Origin of the sequence: Kitasatospora purpeofusca, assembly GCF_000718025.1 — a bacterium.
In the GTDB taxonomy this organism is placed as follows: Bacteria; Actinomycetota; Actinomycetes; order Streptomycetales; family Streptomycetaceae; genus Kitasatospora; species Kitasatospora purpeofusca.
The window spans coordinates 18,446-44,225 of the sequence record NZ_JODS01000056.1; the positions used below are offsets into that span (position 1 = coordinate 18,446).

General features: G+C 76.3%; 3 protein-coding genes and 2 pseudogenes. 1 reads left to right on the forward strand and 4 read right to left on the reverse strand.

All coding sequences use genetic code 11. The annotated features are described in order from the left end of the window. Positions 1-18: 18 nt before the first annotated feature. The 4 genes and pseudogenes from IF01_RS43200 to IF01_RS51300 all read right to left on the reverse strand — a co-directional run bounded on the left by IF01_RS43200 (position 19) and on the right by IF01_RS51300 (position 25,646). Complete coding sequence (locus tag IF01_RS43200; RefSeq protein WP_341845530.1) at positions 19-14,064, reverse strand: type I polyketide synthase; 14,046 nt, start codon at positions 14,062-14,064, stop codon at positions 19-21. Positions 14,065-14,167: 103 nt separating this feature from the next. After that, positions 14,168-14,692: pseudogene (locus tag IF01_RS50705) on the reverse strand (beta-ketoacyl synthase N-terminal-like domain-containing protein); the annotation flags it as partial. Between the two features lie 72 nt (positions 14,693-14,764). Beyond that, positions 14,765-14,812, reverse strand: a pseudogene (locus IF01_RS51845) (polyketide synthase docking domain-containing protein); the annotation flags it as partial. A gap of 16 nt (positions 14,813-14,828) precedes the next feature. Continuing rightward, positions 14,829-25,646 carry an SDR family NAD(P)-dependent oxidoreductase gene (locus IF01_RS51300; protein WP_375341027.1) on the reverse strand — a complete coding sequence of 3,606 codons (10,818 nt, stop codon included), beginning with the start codon at positions 25,644-25,646 and terminating at the stop codon, positions 14,829-14,831. Between IF01_RS51300 and IF01_RS51705 the strand changes: the two genes are divergently transcribed. After that, on the forward strand, positions 25,588-25,780 hold a 193-nt coding region (locus IF01_RS51705; RefSeq protein WP_244215787.1), incomplete at its 3' end, for a hypothetical protein. The genes IF01_RS51300 and IF01_RS51705 overlap by 59 nt on opposite strands.

Consider the following 25,780-nt stretch of genomic DNA (forward strand, 5'->3'; position numbering starts at 1 on the left):
TCGGGTGTCGGGTCGGTGTCATGACAGGCCGAGTTCGTTGTCGATGAGGTCGAAGAGTTCGTCGTCGCTGGCGCCGTCCATGCGGTCCTCGATGGAGTCGGCCGCCGTGCCGTCGCCGCCGGCCGCGGTGACCGCCAGGCCGAGGCGGCCCACGATCTCCCGGAGCCGTTCGGCGAGCCGGTCGCGGTCCGCCGGGTCGTCGAGGGCGCCGTCGAGGGCGTCCTCCAGGCGGTCCAGTTCGGCGAGGCCGGGGACCGGGCCGGGCCCGGCTTCGGGGACCAGCTCGGCGGCGAGGTGTCCGGCGATCGCGGCCGGGGTGGGGTGGTCGAAGAGCAGGGTGGCCGGCAGGGGGTGGCCGGTGGCGGCGCGCAGCCGGTTGCGCAGTTCCACCGCGGTCAGCGAGTCGAAGCCGACCTCCAGCAGGCCGCGTCCGGGCTCGACCGCGGCCGGGCCGCTGTGGCCGAGCACCAGGGCGGCGTGGGAGCGGACCAGGTCGAGGAGGACCCGGCCGCGCTGGGTCTCGTTGAGGGAGCCGAGGCGCTGCTTCAGGGCCTCGGGCCCGTCGGGGCCGGTGCCGGCGGCGGGGCCGGCGGCGCCGCGCCGGGCGGCGGGGCGCACCAGGCCGCGCAGCAGGGCGGGGACGCCGCCGGTGGCGGCCTGGGCGCGGACGGCCGCGGTGTCGAGCCGCAGCGGGAGGACGACCGGCTCGTCGAGGGTGCCGGCCAGGTCGAGGAGCTCCAGGCCCCGGGCGGGGTCGAAGGCGACGATCCCGCCCCGGGCGATCCGTCGCAGGTCGGCCTCGGTGAGCCCGCCGGTCATCCCGGTGCTGTTGGCCCACAGGCCCCAGGCGAGGGAGCGGCCGGGCAGCCCGTCGGCGCGGCGCCGGTGGGCCAGGGCGTCCAGGAAGGCGTTGGCGGCGGCGTAGTTGCCCTGGCCCATGCCGCCGAAGACTCCGGCGATGGACGAGAACAGGACGAACTCCGACAGGTCGAGACCGGCCGTGAGTTCGTGCAGGTTGATCGCCGCGTCCACCTTGGGGCGCAGGACGAGGTCCAGTTGCTCGGGCGTCATGGTGGCGACGACGCCGTCGGCCAGGACACCGGCGGCGTGCACCACCCCGGTCAGAGGTTGCGCGGGGGGCAGGGCGGCCAGCAGGGCCGCGAGGGCGTCGCGGTCGGCGGCGTCGCAGGCGGTGATCTCGGCGTGCGCGCCCAGGGCGGCGAGTTCGGCGAGGAGTTCCGCCGCGCCGTCGGCGGCGGGGCCGCTGCGGCTGGTCAGCAGCAGGTGCCGGACGCCGTGTTCGGCGGCCAGGTGGCGGGCGACGTGGGCGCCGATGGCGCCGGTGCCGCCGGTGATCAGGACGGTTCCGTCGCCGCCCCAGCCGGGTGTGCGCCCGGCGGCGGCCAGCGGTACCCGGGCCAGCCGGGCGACGTGGACGGCCCCGGCCCGGATCGCGAGCTGGGGTTCCCCGGAGGCGAGGGCTTCGGCGAGCAGGGCGGGCGGGGTGTCGTGGGAATCCAGGTCCAGCAGGACGAAGCGGTCGGGGTTCTCGGTCTGCGCCGAGCGGACCAGGCCCCAGAGCGCGGCCGCGGCCGGATCCGGGACGTCGTCGCCGGTCACCGGGACGGCGCCGCTGGTGACCAGGACCAGCCTGGAGCCGGTCAGGCGCTCGTCGGCGAGCCAGTCGCGCAGCAGGGCGAGCACGTTGCCGAGGCCGTCGTGGACCGCGTCGCGGAGAGTGCCGGGCGGTGCGTGCGGGGCCGGGGCGGGCGGGCAGGCGGCCAGGACCAGCCGGGGCTGCGGGGCGCCCGCGTCGAGCAGTGCGGACAGTGCGGCGAGGTCGGGGACCGTCCGGCCGGGGAGCGGCGCGGCGCCGGAGGGCGGGGGCGTCCCGGTGCCGAGCACGGTCCAGGACTCCGGGTCGGGCGCGGTGGCCGTCGCGGCGCGCTCGGGCAGGGCCTGCCACTCGGGGCGGAACAGGTCCTCGTGGTGTCCGGCGCGGCCGGCCTTGAAGCGGTCGGCCGAGACGGGCCGCAGGACGAGGGAGCGGGCCGAGAGCACCGGCCGCCCGGTGGCGTCGGTCGCCCGTACGGCGACGGCGTCGCGGCCGGTGGGGGTCAGCCGCAGCCGGAGTTCGGTGGCGCCGGAGGCGTGCAGCCGCACCCCGTTCCAGGAGAACGGCAGCCAGCCCTGCGCGGGTCCCTCCAGGACGTCGAACACCAGCGCGTGCAGGGCCGCGTCCAGCAGGGCCGGGTGCAGGCCGAACGCGGCGGCGTCCGGCTGCTGCTGCTCCGGCAGGCTCGCGACGGCGTACACCTCGTCACCGAGCCGCCAGGCCGCGCGCAGGCCCTGGAACGCGGGGCCGTAGGCGAATCCGCCGCCCGCGAAGCGGTCGTACAGGCCGTCCGTGTCGAGCGGGACGGCTCCGGGCGGCGGCCAGGCCTCCGGGTCCGCCGGGTCGACCTGGTCCGCCCGGTCCGCCGGCTCCGGGGCTCCGGCGGAGGTGAGCAGGCCGCTCGCGTGCCGGGTCCAGGGGGCGTCGGGACCGTCGGCGGCGGCCCGGGCGTGAACGCTCAGCGCGCGGGTGCCGGCGGCGTCCGGGCTTCCGACGGTGAGCTGGAGTGCAACGGCCCCGCCCGCCGGGAGCACCAGCGGTGCCTCCAGGGTCAGTTCCTCGACCCGGTCGCAGCCGACCTGGTCGCCCGCGCGGACCGCGAGTTCCAGGAACGCGGTGGCGGGGAACAGCACGCCGTCGTAGACGCCGTGGTCGGCCAGCCAGGGGTGGCTGCGGACCGAGAACCTGCCGGTGAAGAGGAAACCGTCGGAGTCCGCGAGTTCCGTTCCGGCGCCGAGCAGCGGGTGGTCGACCGTCAGCAGTCCGGCCGCGGGCAGGCCGGCCGGGGCCGGGCCGCCCTCCAGCCAGTAGCTGCCGCGCTGGAAGGCGTAGGTCGGCAGGTCGACGGCGGGGCGGGACGGGCCGCCGGCGTGGACGGTGTTCCAGTCCACGGGGACGCCCGTGACGTGCAGCCGGGCTAGGGCGGCCGTCGCCGCGGGTGCTTCGGGCCGGTCCTTGCGCAGCAGGGGCACCAGCACGGGGCCGCAGGCGTCGCCGGGGTCGCCGGTGGCGCCGGTCAGGCAGTCCTGGCCCATCGCGGTGAGCGCGCCGTCGGGCCCGAGCTCCAGGAACGCGGTCACGCCGTCGCGTTCCAGGTGGCGTACGCCGTCCTGGAAGCGGACGGTGCCGCGCACGTGCTCCACCCAGTAGTCCGGGGAGCCGAGCTGCTCGGCGGTGGCCGGCCGGCCCGTCAGGTCGGAGACGACAGGGACGGTGGGCTCCCCCGCGACGATCCGGGCCGCGACCTCGCGGAACTCGGCGAGCATCGGCTCCATGAGGGGCGAGTGGAAGGCGTGGGAGACCCGCAGCCGTCGGGTCTTGCGGCCGCGCGCGGCGAGCACGGCGGCGATCTCGTCCACCACCGCGGCGGCGCCGGAGATCACGGTCGAGGCCGGGCCGTTGACCGCGGCCAGGCCGACCTCGCTCTCGCGGCCCGCGAGCAGCGGCAGCACCTCCTCCTCCCCCGCGGCGAGGGCGGCCATCGCGCCGCCCTCCGGGAGGGCCTGCATCAGCCGTCCCCGCGCGACCACCAGCGCCGCGGCGTCGGGCAGGGCGAACACCCCGGCGACATGGGCGGCGGCCAGCTCTCCCACGGAGTGGCCGAGCAGCCGGTCGGGACGCACGCCCCAGTGCTCGACGAGGCGGAACAGGGCGACGCCGAGGGCAAACAGGGCGGGCTGGGTGTACTCGGTGCGGTCCAGCAGGCCGTGGCCGGGTTCGCCGGGGGCCGCGTCGATCACCTCCCTCAGCGGGCGGTCGAGCAGCGGGTCGAGTTCCGCGCAGACCGCGTCGAAGGCGTCGGCGAAGACCGGGAACCGCGCGTACAGTTCGGCGCCCATGCCGGTGCGCTGGCTGCCCTGGCCGGGGAACAGGAAGGCGGTCTTCACGGCCGCGCCGGTGACGCCGCGCACCAGCTCCGCCGACGGCTCGCCGGCGGCGAGGGCGGCGAGCCCCTGGAGCAGGGTCTCCCGGTCCGTTCCGGTGAGGGCGGCCCGGTGCTCGAAGGCGCTGCGGTTCAGTGCCAGGGAGCGGCCCAGGTCCGCGACGGCGAGGGTCGGGGCGTGCTCCACGTGCCGGAGCAGCCGGGCCGCCTGCTCCCGCAGCGCGTCCGCACTGCGGGCGGAGAGCAGCCAGGGCAGGGCGGGTGCGGCGGCCGGGACCGGCGCGGGGGCGGTGGCCGGGGCCGGTTCGGCGGGCTGTTCGAGGATGGTGTGGGCGTTGGTGCCGCTGACTCCGAAGGACGACACCGCGGCCCGCCGGGGGCGGCCGGTCTCCGGCCACGGGGTGTCCTCGGTGAGCAGCCGGACCGCGCCGGCCGCCCAGTCCACGTGGGGTGTCGGCGCGTCGACGTGGAGGGTGCGCGGCAGCGCCCCGTGCCGCATGGCCTGCACCATCTTGATGATGCCGGCGACTCCGGCGGCGGCCTGGCTGTGTCCGATGTTCGACTTCAGCGACCCCAGCAGCAGCGGCTCCTGCGCGTCGCGTTCCCGGCCGTAGGTGGCCAGGAGTGCCTGGGCCTCGATCGGGTCGCCCAGCCTGGTCCCGGTGCCGTGCGCCTCCACCGCGTCGACCTCGGCGGCGGTCAGTCCGGCGTCGGCGAGGGCCGCCCGGATCACCCGCTGCTGGGAGGGCCCGTTGGGGGCGGTCAGGCCGTTGCTGGCGCCGTCCTGGTTGACGGCGGAGCCGCGGACCAGGGCGAGCACCGGGTGGCCGTTGCGCCGGGCGTCCGAGAGGCGTTCCAGGACGAGCAGCCCGGCGCCCTCGGCCCAGGAGGTGCCGTCGGCGGCGGCGGCGAAGGGCTTGCAGCGGCCGTCCTCGGCGAGCACCCGCTGTCGGCTGAACTCCACGAACGCGCCCGGTGTCGACATCACGGTCACGCCGCCCGCGAGTGCCAGCGAGCATTCGCCGGCCCGCAGCGACCGGGCCGCGAGGTGGACCGCGACCAGCGACGAGGAGCACGCCGTGTCGACGGTCACCGCGGGCCCTTCGAGGCCGAGGCTGTAGGAGATCCGCCCGGACGCCACGCTGCCCGCGCTGCCGATGCCGAGGTAGCCCTCGAACTCCTCGGAGGGTTCGGAGATGCGCGATCCGTAGTCGTGGTGGCTGCAGCCGACGAAGACGCCGCTCGCGCTGCCCTTGAGCGACAGCGGGTCGATGCCGGCCCGCTCGAACGCCTCCCAGGAGAGTTCCAGCAGCAGCCGCTGCTGGGGGTCGATGGTCAGCGCCTCGCGCGGGGAGATCCCGAAGAAGGCCGGGTCGAAGCGGTCGGCGTCGTGGAGGAAGCCGCCCTCCCGTGCGTAGGTGCTGCCGACCCGGTCCGGGTCGGGGTCGTAGAGGCCGTCCAGGTCCCAGCCCCGTCCGGTGGGGAATCCGGTGATCGCGTCCCGTCCGCCCGCGACGAGCTCCCACAGCTCCTCGGGGGTGGTGACGCCGCCGGGGTAGCGGCAGCTCATGGCGACCACGGCGATCGCCTCGCCCTCGGGGACCGCGGCGGCCGCGCTCGCCCTCCCGGGGGCGTCGGCCGTCTGCGCGGCGGGTGCACCCGGCAGTTCGGCTCGCAGGTGTCCGGCCAGCGCCGTGGCCGTGGGGTAGTCGAAGGCCAGGGTCACCGACAGGCGCAGGCCGGTGGCCGCGGCGAGCCGGTTGCGCAGTTCGACGGCGGTCAGCGAGTCGAAGCCGATCTCCTTGAACGCCTGGTCGGGTCCCACCGCCTCGGGCCCGGGGTGGCCGAGCACGGCGGCGACCTCGGAGCGGACCAGGTCCAGCAGGGCCCGGTCCCGTTCCGCCGGGGGCAGCGCGGCCAGCCGCAGGGCCGGCGGCTCGGCGCCGTCGGCCCTGCTCCGGGAGCCGCCCGCGGCGGCGAGTGCGTCCCGCACCTCCGGCAGGTCCCCGAGGGCGGCACTGGGCCGGAGCGCGGTGAACGCCCGGGTGAAGCGGTCCCAGGCGAAGTCGGCGACGAGGACGGCCGTGTCCTCGTGGTCGAGGGCCCGGCGCAGCGCGATCGTGGCCGTGGCGGGATCCATGGCGGGCAGGCCGTCCCGGATCAGCCGTTCGGCGACCGCTCCGGAGGCGAGGCTTTCGCCGCCCCACAGGCCCCAGGCCACCGAGGTGCCGGGCAGGCCGAGGTCGCGGCGCTGCCGGGCGAGGGCGTCGAGGTAGGCGTTGGCGGCGGCGTAGCTGCCCTGGCCGGTGCCGCCGAGCGTGCCGGCGAGCGAGGAGAACAGTACGAAGGCGGTCAGGTCGAGTCCTCGGGTGAGCGCGTCGAGGTTGTGTGCGCCGTCGAGCTTGGGGCGCAGGACGCCGGCCGCGCGTTCGGGGGTGATCGAGTCGATCACCCCGTCGTCGAGGACGCCCGCGGTGTGCAGGACGGCGCGCAGCGGGCGCTCGGCCGGGATGCCGGCGAGCAGTTCCGCCAGTGCGTCCCGGTCGGCGACGTCGCAGGCCACCGCGGTGGCCTCGGCGCCGAGGCCGCGCAGTTCGGCCAGCAGCTCTTCGGCCCCCGGGGCCTGTGCGCCGCGCCGGCTGGTGAGCAGCAGGTGCGCGGTGCCGGTGCGGGCGAGCGATCGGGCGATCTGGGCGCCGAGGCCGCCGGTGCCGCCGGTGATCAGGACCGTGCCCTCGGGTGTCCAGTCGCGCACGGGGGCGGTGTCGCCGAGTCCGGCGTGGACGACCCGGCGGCCGTAGAGGCCGGTGGCGCGTACCGCCAGCTGGTCCTCGCCGTCGGGGCCCGTCAGTGCTCCGGCGAGCCGGGTCGCGGCCCGGTCGTCGAGCTGTCGCGGCAGGTCGACCAGGCCGGCCCAGCGCTGCGGGTACTCGACACCGGCGACCGCGCCGAGGCCCCAGACCAGGGCCTGGAGCGTGCTGTCGATCCGGTCGGAGCGGCCGACCGACACCGCGCCCCGGGTGGCGCCCCAGAGCGGGGTGTCGGTTCCGAGGTCGCCCAGGGCCTGGAGGAGCGCGACCGTCAGGGTGAGGCCGAGGGGGAGCGCCGAGCCGTCGCCGTGCGGCTCCTCGGCCAGGGCGAGCAGCGACAGGATTCCGGCGGGCGGCCCGTCGGTCCGCTCCTGGGCGTCGCGGAGCAGTGCGGCGAACCGGGTCCGGTCGGTCGCGTCGGGGGCCGCCTCGACCAGGACGGGTGCGGCGCCGTGTCCGCGCAGGGCGTCCACGGCGAACGCGACGGCCGGGTCGTCGGCGGCGCCGGCCGGGGCGACGACGAGCCAGCCGCCGTCGAGCCGGGGCCGCTCGGGCGCCGGCAGGGGCTTCCAGGCGACCCGGTAGCGCCAGCTGTCGGCGGTCCGGTCGCCGGCCCGGCCGCGCGCCCACTCGGCGAGGGTGGGCACCAGGGAGGCGAGGGAGGCCCTCAGTTCACCGTCCTCGACCCGCAGGGTGCTGGCGAGGGCGTCCAGGTCGCCGTGGTCGACCGCCTCCCAGAAGCCGGAGTCGGCCGGGCCGGTGCCGGTCGTGGCGTCCGTGCCGGTGAGGGCGTCGGCGGGCCGGTCGGGGGCGCTGTCCAGCCAGTAGCGCTGCTGCTGGAAGGCGTAGGTGGGCAGGGTGCGCGTGCGCGCGCCGGTTCCGGCGAACACCGTGCCCCAGTCCACCGGCAGTCCGCGTACGTGGAGTTCGGTGAGCGCGGCGAGGAAGCGGCCGGGGCCGCCCTCGCCGCGGCGCAGGGTGCCGACGACGGCCCCGTCGCCGGCCCCGGCCGCTTCGACGGCCTGCTGGAGCCAGACGGTCAGCGCGGGGTGGGTGCTGCACTCGACGAAGGTGTGGTGCCCGTCGGCGATGAGTGCGTCGACCGCCCGTCCGAACTCCACCGGCCGGCGCAGGTTCTCGTACCAGTACCCGGCGTCCAGGCCCAGGGTGTCCAGGGGGCCGCCGCTGACCGTCGAGTAGAACGGGATGTCGGACGTGCGCGGCGCGGTGCCGGCGAGGAGGGTGAGCAGTTCCTCCCGGAGCTCCTCCACCTGGGGCGAGTGCCCGGCGAAGTCCACGCCGGGGACCGGCCAGGTCAGGACGCCGGCCTCGGAGTACTGGTCGCGCAGTCGTTCCAGTGCCGCCGGGTCGCCGGAGACCGTCACCGAGGTCGGCCCGTTGACCGCGGCGACGTCGAGTTCCGGGTAGCGGGCGGACAGTGTGTCGCGTACGGCTTCGACCGGCTGCGGCACGAACAGCATGCCGCCGCGCCCGGTCAGGGCCAGCAGGGCCCGGCTGCGCAGGGCGACGATCCGGGCCGCGTCGTCCAGCGACAGCGCGCCGGCCACGCAGGCGGCGGCGATCTCCCCCTGGGAGTGGCCGACCACGGCGTCGGGGACGATGCCGTGCGCCCGCCACAGTTCGGCCAGCGACACCATCACGGCGAACAGCACCGGCTGCACCACGTCCACCCGGTCCAGCGGGGGCGCGTCGGGCTCCTCCCGCAGGACCGCGAGCAGCGACCAGTCCAGGTGCGGGGCGAGGGCGCGCTCGCAGGCCGCGATCCGGTCGGCGAAGGCCGGGGCGTGGTCGAGCAGTTCCCGGGCCATGCCGGCCCACTGGGAGCCCTGGCCGGGGAAGACGAGGACGGTCCTGGCCGACCGGGCGACGGTGCCTTCGACCAGGCCGGGTGCGCGGCCCCCCGCGGCCAGCGCGGCCAGGCCGCCCAGCAGGGTCGCGCGGTCGTCGCCGACGACGGCGGCGCGGTGCTCGAAGGCGGTCCTGGTGGTGGCCAGGGAGTGGCCGACGTCGACGGAGGACAGCTCCGGGTGCTCCGTCAGATGCGCGTGCAGCCGTTCCGCCTGGGCCTTCACCGCCTCGGCGGTCCGCCCGGACAGGACCCACGGGACGGCGGCCCGCGCGGTGTGCGGATCCGTCGCGCCCGACTCGGCGGACGGGACCGCGGACGGAACGGCGGACGCTTCGGCGGCGGGTGCGGGCTCGGCGGGCGGCTGCTCGACGACGACATGGGCGTTGGTGCCGCTCAGGCCGAACGAGGACACTCCGGCCCGGCGCGGTCGGCCGGTCTCCGGCCAGGGCTCGGCCTCGGTCAGCAGGGCGACGGCGCCCGCCGTCCAGTCGACGTTCGGGGACGGCCGGTCGATGTGCAGGGTCCGCGGCAGCTCGCCGTGCTCCATGGCCAGCACCATCTTGATGATGCCGCCGACCCCGGCGGCGGCCTGGGTGTGCCCGATGTTCGACTTCAGCGACCCGAGCCGCACCGGCCGGTCGGCCGGCCGGTCCTGGCCGTAGGTGGCCAGCAGCGCGTCGGCCTCGATCGGGTCGCCCAGCCGGGTACCGGTGCCGTGCGCCTCGACGGCGTCCACGTCGGCGGCCGTCAGCCGGGCGTTCGCCAGCGCGTCGCGGATCACCCGCTGCTGGGCCAGGCCGCTGGGCGCGGTCAGCCCGTTGCTCGCGCCGTCCTGGTTGATGGCCGAGCCGCGCAGCACCGCGAGCACCGGGTGGCCGTTGCGGCGGGCGTCGGAGAGGCGTTCCAGGAGCAGCAGGCCGACGCCCTCGGCCATGCCGAAGCCGTCCGCCGAGGCGGCGAAGGACTTGCAGCGGCCGTCCTCGGCGAGCCCGCGCTGCCGGCTGAAGCCGGTGAACGACAGCGGGGTGCCCATCACCGTGACACCGCCGGCCAGGGCCAGCGCGCATTCGCCCGAGCGCAGCGACTGCGCGGCGAGGTGGACCGCCACCAGCGACGAGGAGCAGGCCGTGTCCACGGTCACGGCGGGCCCCTGGAGGCCGAGCTGGTAGGCGACCCGCCCGGACAGGACGCTGGTGGAGATGCCCGCGATGAACAGGCCCTCCAACTCCTCGGGGACGTCGCGCAGGTTGCCGCCGTAGCCCTGGTAGGAGGCGCCGGCGAAGACCCCGGTCGGGGTGCCGTGCAGGGACGCCGGGTCGATGCCGGCGCGCTCGATCGCCTCCCAGGAGGTTTCGAGCAGCAGTCGCTGCTGCGGGTCCATGGCCAGGGCCTCGCGCGGGGAGATCCCGAAGAATCCGGGGTCGAAGCGGTCCGCGTCGCTGACGAACCCGCCCGCGGCGGCGTAGCTCCGGCCGGGCCGGTCGGGGTCCGCGTCGTACAGCGCGTCGAGGTCCCAGCCCCGGTCGGACGGCAGCCCGGAGACGGCGTCGCGGCCGTCGGCGACCAGGCGCCACAGGTCCTCGGGGGTGCGTACGCCGCCGGGGTAGCGGCAGCTCATGGAGACGATCACGACGGGGTCGTCGTCCGCGCCGGGTGCCGCCGGCGGGGGCGGCGGGACGGTGGCGGGCTCCTCGGCGGCGCCGAGCAGTCCGGTCTCCAGGCGCCGGGCGAGCGCGGTCGCCGACGAGTAGTCGAAGACGACGGTGACCGGGAGCCGCAGGCCGGTGGCGGTGTTGAGCCGGTTGCGCATGTCCACGGCGGTCAGCGAGTCGAAGCCCAGGTCGCGGAAGGCACGGCCGGGGGCGACGGCGTCCGGCGAGTCGTGGCCGAGGACGGCGGCCGCGTGGGTCCGGACCAGGTCGACCAGCGTCCTGGTCCGCTCGGCCGCCGGAAGCGGCGCCAGCCGGTCGCGCAGTGCCGAGGGCGCTCCCTCGGCCCCGGTCCCGCCGGTCTCCGGTTCGGCGGCCAGCGCGGCGCGCACCTCGGGGAGTTCCCCGATCAGCGGGCTGGGGCGGGCCGAGGTGAAGACCGTCGCGAAGCGGTCCCAGTCGATGTCGGCGACCACGACCACCGTCTCGTCGTGGTCCAGGACCTGCTGGAGCCCGGTGATCGCGACCGCGGGCGGCATGAAGAGCACACCGTGGCCGCGCAGGGTCTCCTCCGCCAGTTCGGCCGCCATCCCGGCCCCGCCCTCGGGGTTCCAGATCCCCCACACCACGGAGGTCGCGGCGAGGCCCCGGCTCCTGCGGTCCTCGGCCAGGCCGTCGAGGTAGGCGTTGGCGGCGGCGTAGGCGCCGTGGACGGCGCTGCCCCACACCCCGGAGATGGAGGAGAACAGCACGAACGCGTCGAGCGTGTCCCGGTCGAAGAGCAGGTCCAGGTTCCTGGCCCCGCCGGCCTTGGCGTGGAAGGTGTCGGCGAACTCGTCCGCGTCGGTGTCGGGAAGCGGCACCAGCAGTCCGGCCCCCGCGGCGTGGAAGACGGTACTGATCCGGTGGCCGTCGTGTTCGAGGCCGTCCTTCAGCGCGCGCAGGGCCTCCAGGTCGCCGACGTCGCACGAGGCCAGGGTGACCCGGGCGCCGAGGGCGGCCAGTTCCTCGGAGAGCTCCGGCGCACCCGGCGCGTCCGCGCCGCGCCGGCTCACCAGTACCAGGTGCCCGGCTCCCCGCCGGGCCAGCCAGCGCGCGATCTGCGCGCCGATCCCACCGGTACCGCCGGTGATCAGCACGGTGTCCCCGGGCCGCCACCTCCGCCGCGGTTCGGTGTCGCCCAGGGCAGATCGGACCAGCCGCCGGCCGTGGCAGCCGGAGGCGCGTACGGCCACCTGGTCCTCGTCCCCGGCCCCGCCGGCCAGTACCCGGCACAGCCGCGCGGCGGTGTCCGCGTCCAGGACCTCCGGGAGGTCGATCAGACCGCCCCAGCGCTGCGGGAACTCCAGTGCGGCGACCCGGCCCAGACCCCACAGCAGACTCTGCGCGGCGCTGACCGGACTCCCGTTGTCCGTGCCCCCGTTGTCCGTGCCCCCGACCGACACCGCGCCCCGGGTCGCCCACCACAGGGGCGCGTCGGTCCCGGCGTCGCCGAGGGCCTGCACCAGCGCCAGGTTGAGCGCGGTGCCCAGCGGGACGGAGGGGTGCGCCGGGTGCGGGCGCTCGTCGAGGCCCAGCAGCGACAGCACTCCCGTCACCGGTCCGGGCAGCGCGTCGAGGGACGCGCGGACCCGGTCGGCCAGCACGGCGCGGTCGGCCTCCGCCTCGGTGATCCGCAGGTGGACCACCGGGGCCCCGGCCTGCTCCAGCACGTGGACGGTCGCCTCCGACCGGCTTGCCCCGTCCTCGGGCTGACCGTCCGACGACAGGACGAGCCAGCTGCCGTCCAGTGCGGCCGGAGGGCCGTCGGGCAGGGCCCGCCAGGTCACGCGGTAGCGCCAGGAGTCGACCACCGAACGCTCGGTGCGCTCGGTGCGCCAGGTGGCGAGCGCGGGGAGCACCACGTTCAGCGGGTCCTCGGGCGCCACCCCGAGGGCCGTGGTGAACCGGTCCAGATCACCCCCGCCCAGGGCCTCCCAGAGGTCGTCGCCCGCCGGGGCCGTTCCGGAGGGACCGCCCGCCGCGGGGCCGGTGTCCTCCAGCCAGTACGGGCGACGCTGGAAGGGGTAGGTGGGCAGGGAGACACCGCCCGGACGGTGTCCGGCGAACACCCGGTCCCAGTCGGGCAGCAGACCGCCCACGTGGGCCTCGCCCAGGGACGTCAGGAAGCGGTCGAGGCCGCTCTCGCCGCGCCGCAGTGTGCCCACGGCCACGGCGGGGCCCTGCGCGGAGCCGGCGGTGTCGGCCGCGTCGGCGGTCTGCTGGACACCGAAGGTGAGCACGGGGTGCGGGCTGGACTCGACGAAGAACCGGAAGCCCTCGCCCAGCAGCGTCGCCGTGGCCGTCCCGAACTCCACGGTCTGACGGAGGTTGCGGTACCAGTACTCCGCGTCCAGGGCCTTGGTGTCCAGCCAGTCGCCCGTCACCGTCGAGAAGAACGGCACCGAAGCGGAGAGAGGGGTGATGTCCTCCAGGTCGGACAGCAACTGCTCGCGGATCTCCTCCACATGCGCGGAGTGCGAGGCGTAGTCGACCTCGATCACCCGGGCCCGCACACCCTCGCCGACCAGGGCGTCCACCAGCTCCGTCACCGCGTCCGCGTCACCCGACACCACCGTCGACGACGGGCCGTTGACCGCCGCCACCGACAACCGCCCCGCCCACAAGGCGAGCCGCTCCCGCGCCACGTCCACCGGCAGAGGCAGCGACGCCATGCCACCGCGCCCCGCCAGCACCCTTATCGCGCGGGAACGCAACGCCACCACCCGCGCTCCGTCCTCCAGACTCAGGCCGCCGGCCACGCAGGCGGCCGCAATCTCACCCTGCGAGTGACCCACCACGCCGTCCGGGACGACGCCGAAGGAACGCCACACCTCCGCCAGCGACACCATCACCGCCCACAGCACCGGCTGCACCACGTCGACGCGCGCCAGCAGCGCCTCCGAACCCAGCGCCTCCGTCAACGACCAGTCGACGTAAGGAGCCAGAGCCCGTTCGCACTCCGCCATCCGCCCCGCAAAAACCTCCGACCCGGCCAACAACCCCGCAGCCATCCCCACCCACTGCGAACCCTGACCCGGCACCGTCCGGCCCTCGGCCAGGGCCTTCACACCGTCGATCAGCCCGTCCGGGTCGGTGCCCACGACCACGGCCCGCCGCTCGAAGGCGGTGCGCGTGAGGGCGAGCGCGCGGCCCGTGTCGGCGGCCCGCAGAGGTCCGGGAGCGGCGCCCAGGTGTGCCAGCAGTTGGACCGCCCGGTCGCGCAGGGCCTCGTCGGTACGCCCCGACAGCACCCAGGGCAGCGGGAACGCGTCGCCACCGGCCTCGGCCTCGGCCACCGGTTCGGCTTCCTCCGCCGGGGCCTGTTCCAGGATCAGGTGCGCGTTGGTGCCGCTGACACCGAAGGCGGACACGCCGGCCCTGCGCGGGCGTCCCGTGTCGTCCCAGGCACGGGCCTCGGAGAGGACCTTCACGGCTCCCGACGACCAGTCGACCATGGGCGTCGGCCGGTCCGCGTGCAGGGTCCTGGGCAGTTCGCCGTGCTCGATCGCCAGCACCATCTTGATGACGCCGCCCACTCCGGCCGCCGCCGAGGTGTGGCCGATGTTCGACTTCAACGAGCCCAGCCACAAAGGTCGTTCGGCGGGCCGGTCCTGACCGTACGTCGCCAGCAGCGCCTGCGCCTCGATCGGGTCGCCCAGCGTGGTACCGGTGCCGTGCGCCTCCACCACGTCCACCTCGGACGCCGTCAGCCCCGCGTCCGCCAGCGCCGCCCGGATCCATCACCGACACCCCGCCGGCCAGGGCGAGCGTGCAGTCCCCCGCCCGCAGGGCCCGGATCGCCAGGTGCAGGGCGACCAGGGAGGAGGAGCAGGCCGTGTCCACGGTCACCGCGGGCCCTTCCAGGCCCAGGGTGTAGGCGATCCGGCCGGAGACCACACTGCTCGCCGTCCCGGTGTCCAGCAGGCCCTGGACCTCGGGGAGGTGGCGCGAGCCCGCGCCGTAGCCGTTGCCGATCGCCCCGAGGAAGACACCCGTGCCGGTGCGGCGCAGCGTGCGGGGGTCGATGGCGGCCCGCTCGACCGCCTCCCAGGCGGTCTCCAGCGCCAGCCGCTGCTGCGGGTCCGTCGCCAGGGCCTCGCGCGGCGAGATGCCGAAGAACTCCGCGTCGAACTCGGCCGCGTCGTGCAGGAAGCCGCCGTGCCGGGTGTAGGAGGTACCGGGCCGCTCGGGGTCCGGGTCGTACAGGCCCTCCAGGTCCCAGCCGCGGTTGACCGGCCAGGTGGAGACCGCGTCGGCGCCCCGGGAGACCAGGTCCCACAGCAGTTCGGGCGTGTCGACGCCGCCGGGGTAGCGGCAGGCCATCGAGACGATGGCGATCGGTTCGTGGCGGGCCTGCTCGGCCTCGCGCAGCTGCCTCCTGGCGTCACCGAGGTCCGCGGTGGCGCGCCTGAGGTACTCGAGCAGCTTCTTGTCGTCGGACATCAGGGCCAGCTCTCTCTCAGGCGTTTCCGAAGTCGTTGTCGATCAGGGCGAACAGCTCGTCCGCTGTCGCCGTTTCCGTCGCCGCGGCCAGGTCGTCCACCGGTCCGGGCGGCTGTGCCCCGCCGCCGGGTGCGCCGGCGCGCCGGCCCCAGCCGCGCAGCAGTTCGTCCAGTCGGTCGCCGACCCCGTCGGTGTCGGCCGCTCCGGGCGGGACGGCCGCGAGCAGCGCGGCCAGCCGGTCCAGCTCGGCCAGCAGCGGCGAGGGCGGTTCGGGCGCGGCGGACAGCTCCGCGTCCAGGTAGTCGGCGAGCGCCTCGGGCGTCGGGTGGTCGAAGACGACCGTCGGCGGGACGGCCAGCCCGGTGGCCTCGCACAGCGCGTTCCTGAACCGCACCGCGAGCATCGAGTCGAAGCCGACCTCGGAGAAGGCGCGTTCCGCGCGCACCGGACCGGTTCCGGGGTGGCCGAGGACCGCGGCCGCGTGCCGGACGACCAGGTCGAGCACCGCCTGACGGCGGGCCCGCCGGTCCAGCGGGGCCAGCCGGGCGGCCAGTCGTACGGCGGGGGTGCCGTCGTCGTCGCCCGCCGCCTGCGCGGTCTCCTCGGCCGGCACCGAGGTGGTGGCCGAGGCAGTGACCGCGGCGGCCGTCCGGCCCGGTGTGGGCAGCCAGTACCGGTCGCGCTGGAACGGGTACGTCGGCAGCAGGACGGGTGCCGGGCCGTCCGGCCCGGGGTCCCCCGTCCAGGGCGACCAGTCCACCGGACCGCCGCCGGCCGCCCACGCCTCGGTCAGTGAGGCCAGCAGCCGGTCCCGGCCACCGTCGCCGCGCCGCAGCGTGCCGACCGCCGACACCTCCCGCCCGGCCTCCGCGGCCACCGCCTCGATCCCGGCGAGCAGCACCGGATGCGGGCTGACCTCGACGGCCAGGGTGTGACCCGCGTCCAGCAGGGCGCGGGTCGCGCCGACGAAGTCGACCGGCTCGCGCAGGTTGCGGTACCAGTAGGCGGCGTCGAGCGACTCTCCGGCGACGGGTCCACCGGTCACCGTCGAGTAGATCGGGACGGCCGAGGCACGGGGGCGTATCCCGGTGAGGGCTTCGCGCAGCTCGTCCTCGATCTCGGCGACCTGGGCCGAGTGGGCCGCGTAGTCCACCGGGATCGTCCTGGCCCGGACGCCTTCCCGCTCGCAGGCCGCGAGCAGCGCGGCCAGCTCCTGGGGCTCCCCGGCGACGACCACGGCTCCGGGGCCGTTCACCGCGGCCACGCAGACACGTCCGCCGGCGGGCAGCAGACTCGTGGTCCGCTCGGCGGAGGCGGCGACCGACACCATGCCGCCGCGTCCGGCCAGCCTCAGCAGCGCCCGGCTGCGCAGCGCCACCACGAGGGCCGCGTCGTCGAGCGACAACGCTCCGGCGACGCAGGCGGCGGCGATCTCGCCCTGGCTGTGCCCGACGACGGCGTCCGGGGTGACTCCGGTGGCGCGCCAGTGCGCGGCCAGCGCGACCATCACGGCGAAGAGCACCGGCTGGACGACGTCCACGCGGTCGAGCGTCGGTGCGCCGGGCGCACCGCGCAGCACCTCGGTCAGAGACCAGTCGGTGTGCGGGGCGAGTGCCCGTTCGCAGTCGGCTATGGCGGCGGCGAACGCCTCGGAGGTGTCGAGGGCCGCCACGGCCATGCCGGCCCACTGCGAGCCCTGGCCGGGGAAGACGAAGGCCGTACGGCCGCCGCGGGCCCGGTCCTGCACGGCGTCGGGTGCGGGCTCTCCCACCGCGAGGGCGTCCAGCCAGCCGAGCAGCGCGTCGCGGTCGCGGCCGGTGGCGGCGGCCCGGAAGGGCAGGGCGGGGCGGGTGGTGGCGAGCGCGCGGGCCGGTCCGGCGGCGCCCCCGTCGGGGTCGGCCCGCAGGTGCTCGCCCAGTCGGCGCGCCTGCCGGCGCAGGGCCGCGGGGGTCATCGCGGAGAGCAGCCACGGAACCGCGGTCCCGGTGTCCTCGGACGGATCGCCGTGGGTGCCTCCGGACAGCGGGGCGTCCTCGGCGGCTGCCTCCTCCAGAACGGCGTGGGCGTTGGTGCCGCTCATGCCGAACGCGGAGACGCCGGCCCGGCGCGGCCGGTCCCCGTCCGGAGCGTCCCAGGGGCGGGCCTCGGCGAGCAGCCGGACCGCGCCGGCCGACCAGTCCACCCTGCTGGACGCCTCCTGTGCGTGCAGGGTGGCGGGGAGCACTCCGTTCCGCAGTGCGAGCACCGTCTTGATGACCCCGGCGACCCCGGCGGCGGCCTGGGTGTGCCCGATGTTGGACTTCAGCGACCCCAGCCACAGCGGGCGTTCGGCGGGCCGGTCCTGGCCGTAGGTGGCCAGCAGGGCCTGCGCCTCGATGGGGTCGCCGAGCACGGTGCCGGTTCCGTGCGCCTCGACGAGGTCGATGTCGGCGCCGGACAGTCCCGCCGTGGCCAGCGCGGCCCTGATCACCCGCTGTTGCGCGGGGCCGCTCGGCGCGGTGAGGCCGTTGGTGGCACCGTCCTGGTTCACCGCGGTGCCCCGGACGAGGGCGAGGACCGGATGCCCGAGGCGGCGCGCGTCGGAGAGGCGTTCCACGAGCAGGACACCCACCCCTTCGCCCCAGCCCGTACCGTTCGCCCCTTCGGCGAAGGAGCGGCAGCGGCCGTCGGGCGACAGGCCCTGCTGACGGCTGAACTCGACGAAGACGTCCGGGCTGGCCATCACCGCGGCACCGCCGACCAGCGCGAACGTGCAGTCCCCGGCCCGCAGGGCCTGGCCGGCCAGGTGCAGTGCCACCAGCGAGGACGAGCAGGCCGTCTCCACGGTCACTGCGGGGCCGCCGAGGCCGAGGGTGTAGGCGATGCGGCCGGAGGCGACGCTGGTGACCGTGCCGCTGAGGAGGTGCCCCTCGACCTCGTCGGACGGGTCCTGCGGACCGGTGCCGTAGCCCTGGGCGGCGACGCCGACGTAGACGCCGCCCTCGCTGCCGCGCACCGACGCGGGATCGAGTCCGGCCCGCTCCAGTGCCTCCCAGCTGGTTTCGAGCAGCAGCCGCTGCTGCGGGTCCATGGCCAGTGCCTCGCGCGGGGAGATGCCGAAGAACTCCGCGTCGAACTCGGCCGCCCCGTCCAGGAATCCGCCGCCCTCGGTGTAGAAGGTGCCCGGGTGCAGGGGGTCCGGGTCGTAGAGGGTGTCCAGCGGCCAGCCGCGGTCGGCGGGCAGCGCGGCGACCGCGTCCACTCCGTCGGCCACCAGTCGCCACAGGTCCTCGGGCGAGCGGACGCCGCCCGGGAACCGGCAGGCCATCGAGACGATCGCCAGGGGTTCGTCGGCCGCCGCAGGGGCGGCCGCGGAGTCCCTCGCGGTGGTGCCGGCCGTGCTGGTCGTGCCCATCGTGCCGTCGGCGTCCGGTTCCGTGCCGCTCAGCCCGGCGAAGAGGTGGGCAGCCAGGGCGGTTGCCGTCGGGTGGTCGAAGACCGAGGTGAGCGTGAGCGGCAGAGCGGTGGCCTCGACCAGCCGGTTGCGGAGTTCCACGGCGGTGAGCGAGTCGAAGCCCACCTCGCGGAACGGACGGTCGGCCGCGAAGCCGGCGGCCGACTCGTGGCCCAGCACGGCGGCCGCTTCGCTCCGGACCAGCTCGGTCAGCAGTTTGCGGCCCTCCGGCCCGGACAGCCGGTGCAGCCGGTGCGACCACGCCGGGTCGCCGCCGGTACCGGGTCCGGACCCGGTGGAGGTGTCCGCAGCCGCGGGGCCGCCGGCCGCCGCCCGGGCGGCCGGCAGGTCGCGCAGCAGCGCGCCGGCCCGCACCGAACCGAAGATGGGCGCGAAGCGGCTCCAGTCCAGCTCGGCGACGACCGCTTCGCCCTCGTCCAGGGCGAGCACCAGGCCGAGCGCGGAGAGCGCCGCCGCAGGGGCCATCGGCACCAGCCCGTGGCGGCGCAGGCCGTCGCCCACGGCGCCGTCGGCCATGCCCGCGCCGGCCCAGGGGCCCCAGGCCACCGAGGTCGCCGCCAGGCCCCGGCCGCGCCGCGCCGCGGCGAGGCCGTCCAGGTAGGCGTTGGCCGCCGCGTACGCGCCCTGTCCGCCACTGCCCCAGGTGGCCGAGATCGAGGAGAACAGTACGAAGGCGTCCAGCGGGCGACCCTCGAACAGGGCGTCGAGGTGGGCCGCGCCGCGCGTCTTGGCCGCCGTCCGCAGGGCCAGCTCCTCCGGCGTGCAGTCCGTCAGCGCGGTGTCCGAGGTGAGGCCCGCGGCGTGCACCACGGCCCGTACGGTGTCGCCCTCGTCGTCCAGCCGCTCCAGGACCCGTTCCAGCGCGGCCCGGTCGGCGACGTCGCAGGCCAGCAGGGTGCTCCGGGCGCCGAGCGCCGCCAGGGCGTCGACCAGCGCGTCGGCCCCGGGGGCCTCGGGGCCTCGCCGGCCGAGGAGGACGAGGTGTTCCGCGCCGCGCTCCGCCAGCCAGCGCGCCACCTGGGCGCCGAGGCCACCGGTGCCGCCGGTGACGAGGACCGTGCCGCGCGGCGTCCACGGTGCGGGCGCGGGTGTCGCGGGCTCCGCCGCGTGGACGAGCCGGCGGCCCAGCGCCTCCGGGCCGCGTACGGCGACCTGGTCCTCGCCGTCCCGTCCGGCCAGCACCGCGCACAGCCCGTCCAGCGCGGGCCCGTCCAGCAGGTCCGGCAGGTCGACCAGGCCGCCCCAGCGCTGCGGGTGCTCCAGTGCCGCCACCCGGCCCAGGCCCCACACCTGGGCCTGCTCGGGGCGGACCTCCTCCGTGCCGCGCGCCGCCACGGCGCCGCGGGTGGCGCACCACAGGGGTGCGTCGATGCCGCTGTCGCCCAGGGCCTGGAGCAGCAGCAGGGTCCCGGTCAGGCCGGCGTCGAGCGTCCGCAGGTCCGGGTGGGGTCCCTCGGCCAGGGCCAGCAGGGACAGGACGCCCTCCAGAGCACCGAACTCCGGGATCAGCAGCGCCAGTTCGGCGCGTTCGACGGCGGCCCCGACCCGGATCACGACCACGTCGGCACCGTGCCCGGCGAGGGCCTGTTCGCAGGCGAGTGCGGTGTCCTCGGCGCCGGGTCCGTCCGGGGTGACGAGCAGCCAGCGGCCGGAGAGGGCGGGCTGCGCGGGCCCGGTGAGCGGCTCCCAGGCGATGCGGTAGCGCTGGGGGCCGGCGGGGACCGCGGGGACGGCGGTCCCCCGGCGGGAGCGCCAGGCGGCGGGGGCCGGGTCCAGTGCGGCTTCCGGCCAGAAGCGCCTGCGCTGGAAGGCGTAGGTGGGCAGGTCGACCCGCCGCACGTCGGTGCCGCTCCAGCCCGCCGACCAGTCCACCGCCACGCCGCGCAGGTGCAGCGAGGCGAGTGCGGTGCGGACCGCGTCCGACTCGCCCCGGCCGTCGCGCAGCAGCGGCACCGTCCCGGCGCCGCCCGGGGCGGAGCTGGAGCCGGACGTGGAGCCGGAGCTGGAGCCGGGCGTGGAGCCGGAGTCGGAGTCGGAGGTGGGATCGGAGGTGGGGTCGGGGAGGCAGGCGTGGAGCATGCCCGACAGCACGCCGCCCGGTCCGAGTTCGAGGTACGTCGTCGCACCCTCGGCCCGCAGCCGGCGGGCCCCTTCCAGGAAGCGCACGGTGCCCCGGACGTGGCGTACCCAGTGGTCGGGGGAACGGAGTTCGGCGGCCGTGGCCGTACGCCCGGTCAGGTTGGAGACGATCTCGATGCCCGGCGCGTGGTAGGCCAGCGACTCGGCCACGTCCCGGAACGCGTCGAGCATGCCGTCCATCCGGGCGGAGTGGAACGCGTGGCTCACGCTCAGGCGCCGGGTGCGCCGTCCTCGGGAGCGGAAGGCCCCGGCCAGGCGCTGTACCGCGTCCGCGTCACCGGACAGAACCACGGAGGTGGGCCCGTTGACGGCGGCGATGTCCACCGCGTCCTGCCCCGCGTCCCGGCCCGTGTTCCGGCCGAGGTCCGCTTCCCGCTCCGGAACGGGGTGCCCGGCGCGGTCGTCCAGCAGGGCCCGGCGCACTTCCTCCTCGGTGGCCTCCACTGCCACCATCGCCCCGCCCTCGGGCAGTTCGTCCATCAGCCGTCCCCGGGCCGCCACCAGTGCGCACGCGTCGGGCAGGTCCAGCACGCCCGCCACGTGGGCGGCGGTGAGTTCGCCGATGGAGTGCCCCATCAGCAGGTCCGGCCGTACGCCCCAGTGCCGGACCAGCCGGAACAGCGCCGTCCCCAGGGCGAACAGCGCGGGCTGGGTGTACCGGGTGCGGTCGAGCAGCTCCGCACCGGGGGTTCCGGGCTCGGCGAACAGGACGTCGCGCAGGCCCAGGTCGAGGTGCGGGTCCAGGGCGGTCAGCACCTCGTCGAGGGCGTCGGCGAACACCGGGTCCTCGCGGTAGAGCTCCGCGCCGGCCCCGGCCCGCTGGCTGCCCTGTCCCGGGAAGAGGAAGGCGGTCCGGCCGGAGCGCACGGCGCCGCCGGTGAGCAGTCGGCCCGCTGCCGTGCCGCGCGCGAGTGCGGTGAGCGCGTGCCGGACGGATTCCCGGTCCCGTCCCAGGACGGCGGCCCGGTGTTCGAGCGGGGCCCGTCCCGTGGCGAGCGAGTAGGCGACGTCCGCCAGTTCGACGTCCGGGTCGGCATCGAGCCGGCCCACCAGCCGGTCGGCCTGGGCCCGCAGGGCCTCCGGTGTGCCGGCCGAGAGCAGCAGCGGCACGGGCGGGCCGGTACGGCGGGCGGTGGGGGCGGCGGTGGCGCCGGCGGTGACCGCCGCGACGGCCGTCGTGGCGGCCGTCGTGGCGGCCGCGTCCGGGTTGGGCCCGGCCGCGGCGCCGGTCCGGTCCGGGACGGCGGTCGGGTCCGGGGCACCGGTCGGGTCCGGGCCGGGCACGACCGCGATGGCGGGCGCCTGCTCGACGATCACGTGCGCGTTGGTGCCGCTGATGCCGAAGGACGACACCCCCGCCCGGCGCGGGCTCCCGGTCTCCGGCCACGGGGTCTGTGTCGTGAGCAGGCGGATGCCGCCGCCGGACCAGTCCACGTGCGGGTTCGGCGTCCCGGCGTGCAGGGTCCCCGGCAGTTCGCCGTGGCGGATGGCCAGCACCATCTTCATCACCCCGGCCACCCCGGCCGCCGCCTGGGTGTGCCCGATGTTGGACTTCACCGAGCCGAGCCACAGCGGACGGTCCGCCGGACGCTCCGGTCCGTGGACGGCCTGGAGCGCCTGCGCCTCGATGGGGTCGCCGAGCCTCGTGCCGGTGCCGTGGGCCTCGATCGCGTCGATCTGGTCGGCGCGCAGCGCGGCGTCGGCCAGGGCGGCGCGGATGACCTGCTGCTGGGACGGGCCGTTGGGAGCGGTGAGCCCGTTGCTGGCACCGTCCTGGTTCACGGCGGTGCCGCTGATCAGCGCGAGAACGGGGTGGCCGTGACGCAGGGCGTCGCTGTGGCGCTCCAGCAGCAGCACTCCGGCGCCCTCGCCCCAGCCCGTGCCGTCCGCCTCCGCCGAGAACGCCTTGCACCGCCCGTCGGCGGCGAGCCCGCGCTGACGGCTGAACTCCACGAAGAGCCGCGGGGTGCTCATCACCGTCACCCCGCCCGCGAGGGCCTGCTCGCAGTCGCCGCGCCGCAGTGCCTGCACGGCCAGGTGCAGCGCCACCAGCGACGAGGAGCACGCGGTGTCGACGGTGAGCGAGGGCCCCTGGAGGCCGAGGACGTAGGACAGCCGCCCGGACAGCACGCTGGCCGTGTTCCCGGTCAGCAGATGGCCCTCGGACACTCCCTCGGCGCCCTCCAGCAGCGCGGAGTAGTCCTGGCCGTTGGTACCGATGTAGACGCCGACCTGCCGGTCCTTCAGTGCGGTCGGATCCTGCCCGGCGCCCTCGACCGCCTCCCAGGCGGTCTCCAGGAGCAGCCGCTGCTGCGGGTCCATGGCCAGTGCCTCGCGCGGCGAGATGCCGAAGAACTCCGCGTCGAACTCGGGGGCGTCGTGCAGGAAGCCGCCCTGCCTGCTGTACGTGGTGCCGGCGCGGTCGGGGTCCGGGTCGTACAGACCCTCGGTGTCCCAGCCCCGGTTCGACGGCCAGTCGCCGACGGCGTCGGTGCCCTTCGAGAGCAGGTGCCAGAAGTCCTCGGGCCGTGCGACCCCGCCGGGGAAGCGGCAGCCCATGCCGACGATCGCGATCGGCTCGTTGCTGCCGGGCTCCGCCGACCGGACCGCCCCGGCGCCGAGGGACCCGACGGCGCCGACGGAACCGGTGGTGACGCTCGCCGCGTGCGGCAGGGAGAGGTCGAGGTCCGCGAGCAGCCGGTCGGCCAGCGCCGACGCTGTGGGATGGTCGAACAGGACGGTGGCGGGCAGGGCCAGTCCGGTGGCGGCGGCGAGCCGGTTGCGCAGCTCCACCGCCGTCAGCGAGTCGAAGCCGAGCGCGGAGAACGCCTTTCCGGGCCGGACCGTGTCGACGTCGGGGTGGCGCAGGACCGTCGCCGCGTGGGTTCGCACCAGTTCGGTGAGGGTCCTCACCCGGTCCTCGTGGCGCGGCAGTACGGCGATCCGCTGCCGCAGGACGTCGGCGGAGCCGCCGCCCTCCCGGGCCGCCGACGGTGCGGCGGTGTCCGGGACGGGCCGCGCGGCGGCCGGGTCCGGTATCCCGTCGAGCAGGGCGGCGGACCACGGGCCCATGCCCGTGGTGAAGCGCCTCCAGTCGACATCGGCGACCACGACCAGCGTGTCGTCCTCCGCGAGTGCCCGGCCGATCGCGGTGACGGCCGTTTCCGGCTCCATCACCGGCATGCCCGAGTCCCGCAGCCGTGCGGCGACGTCGTCCGCCAGCATGCCGGGCCCGGCCCAGGCGCCCCAGGCCACGGACGTGCCGGGCAGCCCGACGGCCCGGCGGGAGGCGACGAGTGCGTCGACGGCCGCGTTGGCGGCCGCGTAGTTGCCCTGCCCGGCGTTGCCCACGACGCCCATCACCGACGAGAAAACCACGAAGGCCGACAGGTCGAGACCCGCGGTGGCCTCGTGCAGGTTCCGTGCGGCGGTCAGCTTGGCGCGCAGCACCACGGCGAGCCGCGCGGGGTCCAGCGCGTCGAGCACACCGTCGTCGAGGACGCCCGCCGCATGGAACACGGCGGACAGCGGGTGTCGCGCCGGGATGCCGGCGACCAGCGCCGCCAGTGCGGCCGGGTCGGCGACGTCGCAGGCCGCGAAGGCCACTTCGGTACCCAGCGCCGTCAGTTCCGCCCGCAGCTCGTCCGTACCGGGTGCGTCGGCACCGCGGCGGCCGACCAGCAGCAGCCGTTCCGCGCCCTGGCCCGCGAGCCAGCGCGCCGTGTGCGAGCCGACGCCACCGGTACCGCCGGTGACGAGGACCGTGCCCTGCCACCGCGGTCGCGTCCGCTCCGGGACGGCGCCGCCGTCCGCGCCGTCCGCGCCGCGCTTGCGGTCCTTCGGCGGCACGGGCGACGCGGGGTGCACGGGCGACGCGGGCCGCAGCCGGCGTCCGTGCACCCCGGTGGAGCGCACCGCCACCTGTTCCTCGTCGGCCACGGCTCCCGCGAGCACCGCGCACAGGCGGCGGGCGGCCCGGAGGTCCAGCACCTCGGGCAGGTCGATCAGACCGCCCCGGCGATGCGGGTGCTCCAGTGCCAGCGTCCGGCCCAGGGCGGCGGACGCGGCCTGACCGACGTGTCCGGGCCGCTCCGCGCCGCCCAGGACCGCCGTTCCCTTCGTCAGCGTCCAGAGCCGGGCATCGAGGCCGGTGTCCTCCAGTGCCTGGATCAGCGCGAGGGTCAGCGCCGGACCACCGGGCAGGTCGGGGTGTCCGGGGTGGGAGCGCTCCTCCCAGGACAGCAGGGACAGCACGCCGGCGATCGGCTGCTCCCCCGCGGTCGTCGTGAGCAGAGCGGCCAGTTGTTCGCGGGTCGCACCCGGATCGGCGACGAGGCAGGGGAGGAGGTCGGCTCCGGCCTCGCCGAGGGTGTCCAGGACTGCCGCCGCGTCGTCGCGCTCGGGACGCAGGGCGAGCCAGCGACCGGGGAGGCCGTCCGCCGGCGCGACCGACAGGGGCGCCCAGGCGACGTGGTAGCGCCAGGACTCCGCCTTCCGTTCACGCTTCCTGACGGAGCGCCAGGAAGTCAGGGCGGGCAGGACTTCGTCCAGGGCTTCCCGGCCGACCCCGAGGGTTTCGGCGAGCTGGGCGGGGTCCTGCAGTTCCAGGTCGTCCCAGCGGTCTTCGGCGGAGCCGGCCGGGACGGCGGCGGGGGCCGTCAGCCAGTACCGCCGCCGCTGGAAGGCGTAGGTGGGCAGGTCCACCCGCCGGCCCTGCGGGAACGCACCCGACCAGTCCACCTCCAGTCCGCACTCCCAGCCGCGGCCCACCGCGCGCAACATCTGCTCCGGGCCGCCTTCTTCACGCCGCAACGTGCCCAGCACCGCAGCGTCCGCGCCGGCGGCCTCCACCGACTCCCCCACCGCCACGCCCAGCACGGGGTGCGGGCTGGACTCGACGAAGACGCGGTGCCCGGCCGCGAGGAGCTCGCGGGTCGCCCGCTCGAACTCGACGGTCTCCCGCAGGTTGCGGTACCAGTACCCGGCATCGAGGGCCTTGGTGTCCAACAGGCCACCGGTCACGCTCGAATAGAACGGCACCGAACCGGAGCGAGGCACGATGCCGTCCAGGTCGGCGAGCACCTGCTCACGGATCTCCTCGACGTGCGCGGAGTGCGAGGCGTAGTCGACCTCGATCACCCGGGCCCGCACACCCTCGCCGACGAGTTCTTCCACGAGTGCCGTGACCGCGTCCGCGTCGCCCGACACCACCGTCGACGACGGACCGTTCACCGCCGCCACCGACAACCGCCCCGCCCACAAGGCGAGCGCCGCCACGCCCCGCCAGCACCTTGATCGCGCGGGAACGCAACGCGACGACCCTGGCCCCGTCGTCGAGACTCAGGCCGCCGGCCACACAGGCGGCCGCGATCTCA